Origin of the sequence: Sphaerimonospora mesophila (genome assembly GCF_001417795.1) — a bacterium.
Classification (GTDB): domain Bacteria; phylum Actinomycetota; class Actinomycetes; order Streptosporangiales; family Streptosporangiaceae; genus Sphaerimonospora; species Sphaerimonospora mesophila.
Genome location: NZ_BCBX01000030.1, coordinates 192,539 through 201,275 on the forward strand (window position 1 = coordinate 192,539; position 8,737 = coordinate 201,275).

Annotated in this window: 13 protein-coding genes; 1 reads left to right on the top strand and 12 read right to left on the bottom strand. The window is 67.7% G+C overall.

Annotation, left to right across the window (positions count from 1 at the left end; genetic code table 11):
• Nucleotides 1-68: 68 nt before the first annotated feature.
• The 11 genes from AP234_RS01155 to AP234_RS35790 form a co-directional block, all read right to left on the bottom strand.
• Nucleotides 69-437, bottom strand: a complete 369-nt coding sequence (locus AP234_RS01155; protein ID WP_055477624.1) for a DUF7694 domain-containing protein — start codon at nucleotides 435-437, stop codon at nucleotides 69-71.
• Between the two features lie 76 nt (nucleotides 438-513).
• Nucleotides 514-1,707 carry an RNA-guided endonuclease InsQ/TnpB family protein gene (locus AP234_RS01160; RefSeq protein ID WP_055477625.1) on the bottom strand — a complete coding sequence of 398 codons (1,194 nt, stop codon included), beginning with the start codon at nucleotides 1,705-1,707 and terminating at the stop codon, nucleotides 514-516.
• A complete protein-coding gene (gene tnpA, locus AP234_RS01165) occupies nucleotides 1,708-2,106 on the bottom strand; it encodes an IS200/IS605-like element ISTfu1 family transposase (RefSeq protein WP_055477626.1) in 399 nt (132 codons plus the stop codon).
• A 99-nt stretch (nucleotides 2,107-2,205) separates the two neighbouring features.
• Nucleotides 2,206-2,514, bottom strand: a complete 309-nt coding sequence (locus tag AP234_RS01170; protein ID WP_055477627.1) for a DUF4326 domain-containing protein — start codon at nucleotides 2,512-2,514, stop codon at nucleotides 2,206-2,208.
• Between the two features lie 193 nt (nucleotides 2,515-2,707).
• Entirely contained in the window at nucleotides 2,708-3,103 is a 396-nt protein-coding gene (locus AP234_RS39350; protein ID WP_063842726.1) for a DUF397 domain-containing protein, read from the bottom strand.
• A 61-nt stretch (nucleotides 3,104-3,164) separates the two neighbouring features.
• Entirely contained in the window at nucleotides 3,165-3,551 is a 387-nt protein-coding gene (locus AP234_RS01180) for a hypothetical protein (RefSeq protein WP_055477628.1), read from the bottom strand.
• A gap of 173 nt (nucleotides 3,552-3,724) precedes the next feature.
• On the bottom strand, nucleotides 3,725-4,060 hold the full coding sequence (locus AP234_RS01185) for a hypothetical protein (RefSeq protein ID WP_055477629.1): 336 nt from the start codon (nucleotides 4,058-4,060) through the stop codon (nucleotides 3,725-3,727).
• Nucleotides 4,057-5,589, bottom strand: coding sequence for a DNA cytosine methyltransferase (locus tag AP234_RS01190; protein WP_063842757.1), 1,533 nt, complete (start codon nucleotides 5,587-5,589; stop codon nucleotides 4,057-4,059). The genes AP234_RS01185 and AP234_RS01190 overlap by 4 nt, the downstream gene beginning before the upstream one ends.
• 333 nt (nucleotides 5,590-5,922) lie before the next feature.
• Nucleotides 5,923-6,477, bottom strand: a complete 555-nt coding sequence (locus tag AP234_RS01195; protein WP_055477631.1) for a 3'-5' exoribonuclease — start codon at nucleotides 6,475-6,477, stop codon at nucleotides 5,923-5,925.
• Between the two features lie 38 nt (nucleotides 6,478-6,515).
• Complete coding sequence (locus AP234_RS01200) at nucleotides 6,516-6,752, bottom strand: hypothetical protein (protein ID WP_055477632.1); 237 nt, start codon at nucleotides 6,750-6,752, stop codon at nucleotides 6,516-6,518.
• Entirely contained in the window at nucleotides 6,749-7,648 is a 900-nt protein-coding gene (locus tag AP234_RS35790) for a hypothetical protein (protein WP_152990177.1), read from the bottom strand. The genes AP234_RS01200 and AP234_RS35790 overlap by 4 nt, the downstream gene beginning before the upstream one ends.
• Before the next feature lie 186 nt (nucleotides 7,649-7,834).
• On the opposite strand from AP234_RS35790, the gene AP234_RS01205 reads away from it, so the two are divergent.
• The gene (locus tag AP234_RS01205) at nucleotides 7,835-8,071 is read left to right on the top strand and encodes a hypothetical protein (protein WP_055477633.1); all 237 of its coding nucleotides are present in this window, start codon (nucleotides 7,835-7,837) and stop codon (nucleotides 8,069-8,071) included.
• Between the two features lie 74 nt (nucleotides 8,072-8,145).
• On the opposite strand, the gene AP234_RS01210 is transcribed toward AP234_RS01205, so the two are convergent.
• Nucleotides 8,146-8,658, bottom strand: coding sequence for an SLOG family protein (locus tag AP234_RS01210; RefSeq protein WP_055477634.1), 513 nt, complete (start codon nucleotides 8,656-8,658; stop codon nucleotides 8,146-8,148).
• Nucleotides 8,659-8,737: the final 79 nt, after the last annotated feature.

The following is an 8,737-nucleotide window of genomic DNA, read 5'->3' on the forward strand; positions in this document are numbered from 1 at the left end:
CCCGACCTCGTGGGCGGCGTACAAGGCCGCCAGAGCGGCAGCGAAACGGACTGCGGAGTGAGTAGCCATCAGATGGTCCCTTCGGCACCGAAGTCCGGCAGGACCCGCGCGCCATCTGCTCTGCCCCACAGGTGAAGGGCATGAAGGTGGATGTTCACGTGCCGGCGCTTGCTGGGGAACACCTGGTACGCCTCGCGGCGGTCCCCGAACACGGCCTGCTTGAGCATGGTCAGGTCCTCGTAGGAGGGCATCCGGGTGTTCAAGGCGATCGACGCGTGGATCCACTGCACGCCATCGATCTCGGCCTGAGACACGATCACCGACCCTGCTGCCCAGTCGCCGAGGACGACCTTGATTCCTGCCGGACCGTACGGGACAGGCGGCCACGGGTTGAGCCCGGCACGGCGCAGCGTCTTGTACACGCGGACGGGGTCCACGTCCAGCAGGGCGAGATGGGAGAGTTGACTTCCTCCCCACGCCTGAAGGCGGGGGATTCCCGTGGCTGAGGCGCGTTCACGCTGCCTCTACCTTGGGTGGTTGGCGCTTCACAGACCGCCCAACGGCGAGGTCTCCACGCCCTGTCACCGCCAGCCCGGCGGCGAGGATGTTCTTCGCGGCGTTCACGTCGGCGTTGGCCTGGTGGCCGCAGGCGCGGCACCGGAACACCGCTTGGCTCTCACGGTTGTCCGGCGCGCAGTGCCCGCAGGCATGGCAGGTCTGCGATGTGAACGCAGGTGGCACCCGCAGAATACGGGAGCCGTTGTAACGAGCCTTGTGCTCTAAGGCGGTCAGCAGACCGCCCCATCCCTTGGCCAGGATCGCCCGGTTCAGCCCAGCCTTGGCGGCGACGTTCCTCCCCGGCTCGGCAAGCGTGCCTTTGGCAGAGGCGGTCATGTTCCGGATGTTGAGGTCCTCCACAACGACCAGTCCGTGGTCACGGGTGAGGCGGTTGGCGGTCCACGCCAGGAAGTCGGTACGCCGGGCGCGGATGCGGGCGTTCAGCTTGGTCAGCTTCGCCCGGGCGGCCGCGCGCCGGTTGGAGCCCTTCCGCTGCCGGGCGAGCTGCTGCTGAAGACGCTTGAGCCGTACCGCCTCCCCTGGGGTGACGACCTCGCGGTCACGCATCCACCCGGACGAGGTAGCGACTGCGACAGTGACACCACGATCCACCCCCACCGGGGGTTTGCCATTCGGTGCGGACTCCATCAGCCCGTCTTCGACGCAGAAGGAGATGTACCAGCGCCCACCGTCCTTGAGCACGGTGGCATTGCGAAGTTGCCCGCCGAGCGGGCGTGTCCACCGGAAGCGGGTCCAGCCCAGCTTGGGCAGCTTGACCCGGCCCCAGCGACGGGAGATTCGCTCCACGGTGATCTGCTTGGGATCGGGGAAGCGGAACGTCGGCGCGTTTTTCCGCTTGGAGCGCCAGCGGACCTTGAACGTGCCGTGCGTCTTACATGCCCGCTCAAGGTCGCGCAGCGTTTGCTGAAGCGTGTGCGACGGGGCCTCGGCCAGCCACGGGAACTCGCGCTTGGCTTCGGCCATTTGCCGCGCCTGCTCTACGTAACCGATGAACGCGCCGCGCCGCCGGTACTGTCGGCGCTGCTCCAGCGCGGTGTTCCACACAACCCGGCAGGCGTCACCGATCTTCTCGGCGAACTCCTCCTGCTCGGGGGTGAAGGCCAGCAGGTAGCGGCGGCCGGTCAGCATTCAACGGCCCTTCTGCTGCTCGACGTACCGCTTCACCACATCCAGTGGCGCGCCGCCGACCGTGGCTACGAAGTAGGAGTTCGTCCACAACGTCGGCAGCCGGGACTTCAGGTGCGGGAACTCCTCCCGCAGCACGCGGGACGAGCGGCCCTTGATGGCCTTCACCAGACGGTGGATGCCGTACTGCGGATCGACTTCAACCAGGAGGTGGACGTGGTCGGGCATGACCTCCATCTCCACCAGCCATGCCCCTTTCTCATCCACGACCTCACGGATGAGGTCCTTCAGGCGTTCTTCGATCCGGCCGCCCAGCACGCGCCGCCGGTACTTTGGGCACCACACGACGTGGTACGCGCACTGGAAGACGACATTGCTGTTCGACCGCAGTGTTACAGCCACCCGAACAGTATACAGCTTGGAGCTATCTAATGTCTGAGGGTCGAGAGGGATGGGCTAACCCCACGGCTGAAGCCGGGGGTCTGCGCCCAAGAATTTCGATCAGACATGGGCTGCCTCGCTGTTCACGATCGGGAGCCAGTCGTCGCCGTGGCACCAGTCGTCCGGGCCGCACCAGCAGGCGAGATCACGGCCCGCCAGCTCCTGGCGGGCGCGCTCGACAAGTTCGGGGCTGGCGGCCACGTACTCGCGGAACCGCCGCTGGGACTCCTCCCGCCCATACCGGCGGACGGGGAACGGATTGCGGTAGGGGGAGGCGGGCAGGCCGGGAGCGCCCCGGCCCACGTACACCGCGCTATCGGGGACCCGGCCGTGGAACAGGTCCCCTTGGACCTTGACGCGCTTAGGCATGGGTAGTCCCCTCGTTGGGCTCTTCGCAAGGGGTCATCTCCGTTGCGATCCCTGATCGTTCGCAGCGGGTGCAGTACATGCGGTGCCTGGCGTCGGGGTTGTCAGCGGACAGGCTTTTGTAGTGCGGCTTGGGGTGCCTGGTGCACACCCACCACACTTGGAGGAGCGGTTCGTCGTAGCACACTGCTGGTCCTCACTTGTCCCAGCCGGAGTGGAGCTCGTTCAGGTGCTCGACCGCCTCACGACGGGCCGCCGCGGCGTTGTCGTCCTGGCCGACCCACGTCCCGCAGTGCCGGTGGATGGTGCAGTGCCAGTGCGCGCCCTGCTCCCCGCAATCGCCCCGTGACGGGTCGATCGTGATGTAGTCCGGCAGCTGCGTGGGCGGGTCGAACTCGCCGGCCTTCACCCCCTCGACGAAGGCGGCCCACTCGGCGTGGGTGAACACCAACGGCCGGCCCTCAGGGTCCTTGCTGTCGCGGACCATCACGTAGTCGGGGTCGGTCGCGACTTCGACGCAGTTGTTCGCCGACGCGCAACGCGTGGAGCGGCGCCAGGCGGGGGCGGTGGTCTGCTCGGGGATCATGCTCATGCTGAGGTGGTCCTTTCGGTATCGGTTGGGAGTTCGATCCGGGTGGAGCGCTCGTTCGCGGCTAGCCACGGCCGCCCCCGTTCAGGGCGCCGCGCAGGCGGGCGATGGCCCGGCAGATCGGTGAGGCGCAGTCGGGGTTCGCGCACGTGGCGGCCTCCTCAATGAACACCTCGACGGCGTTCCGCAGGTCGGCGGCGGGCACGGCCACAACGTCTGCGTCGGCGTCCAGCGGAAGGATCCCGGCGGCCACGGCGGCACGGAGCCAGTCCCGTGCCTCCTGGATCAGCGCGTCCGGGTTGTTCTTGCCGAATGCCAGCCAGCTCCGGTGGCTCCAGCCGGTGGCGAGGCGCCAGCGGGTTGAGGCCAGCAGTCGGACACGCGGGTCAACGTAGTGCACCTTCTCTGCGGCGGCCCGGTCGATCTTGGGGCCGTCAGGGGATTCGGTCACGGGGTTACTCCTCGGTTCGGTTCGGTTGGCGATGGGGTTCGACAGGTCAGCTCTCGGCGGGGATGAGCCCGGCGTTGATCGAGCGGGATCTGAGGCAGGGCCATGGCGTTCTCCTTCAGGGGATTGGGGCTGGCCAGAGGGCGGGGCGGCCTCCCACAGGCCGCCCCACGGGTTCACACGGCGGTATCGCGGGCGCGGAGCTTGTCGGCCCAGTCCGCGGCGGCGAGCCACGCCATCCCGATCCGCCGCGCGTCGATCGGGTCGGCCGGGACGATGTCGTCGTCCCACATGTGCGGGTGGTTCACGAACACGCTGGCGGGGGTCTCGTCGGGGTCGATTACGCGGATCGTCCACCCGGTGGCGGGCTCCCACACCGGGCCGGGCAGACGCCCGGTGTCGATGCGGTCCGGTTTGGGCCGGACGCGGGTGTCGATGTCCCCCAGCAGTCCGGCGACCTCCTGCCGGATCTCAGCGAGACGAGCCACCAACGACGGGTGAACGGCGGTCATGCCGCCCTCTCCAGTTCCTCGCCAGTGATGGCCTCGACGAGTGCGGACACCAGGACCTCGGCCGCTGGTGGGGTCACCGCGTTGCCGAGCTGCTTTACGCGGGCTCTCTTGTTCCCGAGCACCACGTAGCCGTCGCCGAACGCCATTCCCCGGGCGATCTCCTCGGGTTCGAGCATCCGGAACCCGACCTCGTTGACATCGAGCACGGGCGCGGGCGTAGCCAGGCCGTACCGGTGCTTGGTCGTGAGAGCGCCGACCGGTTCGGATACCGGCTTGGCGGTGCCGTTCTTGTAGTAGGCGACGAGTAGCGGTTCCGGGGTGACCAGCCCGTGGTGGTTGCCCCCGGCGGTGACCGTGTGAAGGGGTGCGCTGATCGGCCGGGCCTGTTCCTTGTCGCCGCCACCGCGCATCGGGATGATGAACGGCGGGAAAGCCACCCCCGTTTCGCGGCGCGTGGTCTGCGTGCGGCCGGGCTCCGTCGCGGGGATCGCCGCCTTGCCTTCGCGTCCCTCGGTCGGGACGAGAAGCGGCGGCACCGCCAGGCCGTCGTTCTCGGTCGTTGTCCGGGTCGGCATCGGCACGGTGACCGGCGTTGCCTCTTTACGCCAGGTCCCACCAGCAGGAGCCAGAAGCGGCACCCAATAGCGCTCCATCCCCGCTTTGATCCGCGCGATGGTCGCCGGTGCGTACGGCGTGAACTTCTTCTCCGGCCTCCCCTCGCCGATCTTCCTCGTGGGCAGGGTGAAGTCGATCGCCGTCCACGCGGGCAGCACCGGGGGTTCGACGATCGCGTTCCGGCAAGTGGCGCGGGGGCACCGGTAGAGGTACTGCTGGCGGTAGCGGCCCATGTCCTTGCGCGGGTTCTTGAACACCTGGATCGCGTCGACCATCTCGTCACAGACCGGGCACCAGGCGCGCGGACGCAGCCACTTGTCCCAGTCCGGATCCCGGCCGAGTGAGCGGTGCCAGTACGCCACGTACAAGCGGTCCCGGCTCTGCGGCGCGGCGAGCGTGCGAACAGGCTGGACGTGCATCGAGTTGAGCGCGATGACGCGGGTCTTGTATCCCATGCGGTGGAAGCGGCGAAGCCAGTCGTCGAAGCCGTCCCACGCGCGTTCGTCGATGACGTTCTCCACGACGCCGGCGAGGACCAGCTTCCCCCGGGCTACGACACCTTCCAGGTAGGTGGGCACCTGCTCCATCAGGGCGCGCGACTGCTCTTCGGCGATCTCTTCCTCGGTCTTCTCCCGAGGGAACAGCTCGTCCTGCCGGGAACGATGGAACGTCCGCTTCTTGCCGTTCGCCACCGTCCACTTGGTGCACTCAGGCGACGCCCAGTGGATGTGAGCGACCGGCCAGTCATAGACGGGAGACTCTTGGATCTTCCCCTGCTTGTGATCGACATCCGGGAAGTTAGCCGCGTGCGTTTCGAGAGCAAGCTCCCAATGGTTTGCTGCGAGCTTCACCTCGACGCCGGGCACGGCGTGGGCTCCTTGGGAGGAGCCGCCGGCTCCGCAAAACCAGTCCATGAGAGTCAGCACTGTGATGTCCTCTCCATCTCGTTCTCGTTGCGGCCCTGGCCTGGTGAAGGCGTCTCCCCTGCTATGGCTCGGCGGGCGAGAGCAGCGCCACGCGCGGCAGTGCCAGGGCTCGGAGGCGGGGTGGTCCGCTGCCACGGCACCACCGGCCAGGCCGGGGTAGGCCGCCAGCCCTGCGCCCGCAACGCGGTAAGGAACTCGATGGCGAACGGCTCGGCGTCTGGGCGGTCGTCGGGGGCGGCTTCGTCCCTGCGGCGGACACGCGCGGCCAGAGCGGCGACAGCATCCCGTGTCGCCTGATCCACAAGGGCCTCAGCGGAGATCTCAGGCATGAACGTCCCCGTTCGCGAATCCAGCCAAGTACTCAGCCATCTCGCGGTTGTGGCGAGCGTCCGCAAGGGCGTTGTGCTCACCACTGGCCTGCTCTGGCAGCGGCGGATTCCCCAGCCGGGCGGCCTCCTGCTTGATGTCGTGGGTGAACATCGGCACCCCATCTGGCAGATCGACCATCCGACCCCAGAGCTGACACAGGGCCACGTGGTCATACGCCGCGTAGTAGGCCCACAGTTCCGGTTCAGGGGAAGCCAGGATGAACGCCTCGACCATGCGTGCGATTTGCGCGCGAGGCCGCACATCGGGGTGGTCGGTATCGAGGTGGCCTCCGCCATGCGAAGAGCAGCGGTGTCCAGGCAGGCAAGGAGCGACCGGCAGCGACGGTACGACGTTCTCGCGTAGCCAGTCGTGGCGGATGACCCGCCTGAACGGCATGTCAGCGTTGACGGCGTACAGCTCCCGTCCGTCCTCGGCGACCATGCCGATGCTGATCAGCTCGATCGTCTCGCCGTCTTCGAGGAACTCGGTGTCGTAGTAGATCTTCACGTCTAGTGGTCCCTTCCAGGGATGGGGTCGGATTGGCCTCACACGCCGATCTGGGCGTTGGTGATGACGCGGGCTGCGTCGCCGTCGTGGGCGTGACCGTTGGCGAACGCCCACTCGGCGACATCCATGGGGAAGCGGAGATCCGCGTAGCTGATGACGACGGTCGGGCCGTCCTGGTAGACCGTGTGCACGCGGTCGCCGGGCCGTGTGGCCTCGGCGACGACGGCAGCAGCGGCCTCGACGCTGATGCAGCGCAAGCGGGTAGTGCGGGTCATCGTGGACTCCTCGCGAGGGTTGCGGCGTGGATGACGAGCCGGGTGATGGAGGTTGTGTCGCCGAGTTCGGCGCGGGCCTGGTCGATGAGCGCGGAGCCGAGGTCGGGTAACTGGGCGAGCGCGTCACGGGCACTCGCGTAGTCGACGCGGCCGGGTCCGGGACTGGGGAGCGTGATCGGGGAATCTTCGGCCGAAGGCTCGCGGCGTTCGGCTGTCTTCCCTTCCACCTCAGCGCCGTACGGAGAGGTCCCTGAGTTATGGCTAGGTGATTGGCTAGGTGTATGGCTAGGTGGGCGGCAACTCCTGCCGGTGGTTTGGTTATGAGTTGCCGGTGGTTCGGTTATCAGTTGCCGGTGGTTACCTTCGGGTAGCCCCTCGGGCGCGTCCGTTTCATGGTGATTCTCAGGGGTGAAACCACCGGCAGGAGTTGCCGGTGGGGGTGAGTTATCCACAGCCGGACCACCGGCATCTGTTGCCGGTGCCTTGGGTGTCCGCTTCCTGCGATGCGGCGTCGGCGGTGCCTGCTCGACACCCCCCTTAGTGATCTTCTTGCGCTTGGGGTCCCACATCGGGATACGGCTCTCCAAGTCATTCGGGAAAGTCAGCTGGTACTCATCCGCGAGGTCAGCCAGCCCCATCGCGGACGCCTCGAAAACCCGGTAGATCAGCCCGACCTCGCGCAGCTTCCGCAACGCGTCGCGGATCGTCCGTTCACCTAGCTCCGTGTCCTTGCCGAGGAGCTTCTCCCCGGGCCGGACATCGGCCCCGTTGGGGCTGGCGTAGTTGGCAAGCGTGAGAGCGACGAGCTTGACCGTGGAGCCCAGAAGGCAGCGAGCCACAATCGTCCGCCAGGTCAGCGGGTCGATGGGCTCCAAACCATCCGGCAGCTTGCTCATGTCGTCCTTCCGGGATTACCGATCACTCCTTCCGGGCCTGCCGCTGTCTTCGATTTCCGTTCCTGACAAATCCCCCCACCATCACTCCGTATGCAAACTCTCCGTGTGGCCTACTCAATATAGGCCAACCCTTGACGTGGCTGCAACATGCTAATGTGGCCTCATTAGAGGTGTGATGATGGGAAGGTGACCGACCCCATGACCGGTATCAGCGAGGCCGTGTCCGCCTTGAAGCGCGCCGAGGACGAGGCCCGGGCGATCGTCGCCGCCGCCCGTCTGCAGTTGGGCCGTGAAATCCTCAAAGCGCGAGAGGCCGGCGTCCCACAGAAGGACATCGCGGGATTCCTGGAGCTCACGCGGGAGCAGGTTCGGCGTTTGAGCAAAGCGGCCAAGGATGCCGCCTCCGCTTCTGCCGAGTCCTGAGGACAGCACGACGGCCGGCCCCCCGTTCGGCGGGTGGCCGGCCTTCTTCATGCGCGCCGTGTGCAGGTTGGTGGTCAAGGTCGGGGCCACCGCCTCACGGGTATCCCCGCGCGTTGGGCGAGGTCGGCGGTGTGCGAAGCGCCATGGGAGCCGTGCACCTCGTGGCGACGACAGCCCTTCTGCACGCAGGGGTTGATCAGCGCGAGGCACAGGGTTGCGCCGAGGTCGACCATCACGGCGTCCCTGCGCAACCCGGCGCTCGGGCAGTAGGTGCTGCCGTCCCTCCGCGTCCGCCTGTGGCCAGGCTTGCAGTCCGGGGCGCAGGGCTCCCAGTCCGCGGCGTGCCGCTCCACCTTCAGACCCATCACGGCAGCGACGCGGTCGGCCAGCTCGTCCGCGCCCTGTCGGCAGTGGCCATGAACCACGGTGACGTACTCGGGGCCGTGATCAGCGACCACCTGGGCGAAGGTCTCGTGGAGGGGCTGCTCGTCCTCCCAACCGCGGCTGCCGGTGACCAGCAGCCGGCACGGCACCCCGGCGCGTGGGCCGTGGCCGGGCGTGCAGTACGCGCACCGCGGCCCGCACACGTACGGCCTCGTGGGTAGGGCACCGCATGGGCCCGGGCCAGCGTTGCATGGGCCGAACAACGGCGACAGCGGACGGGGA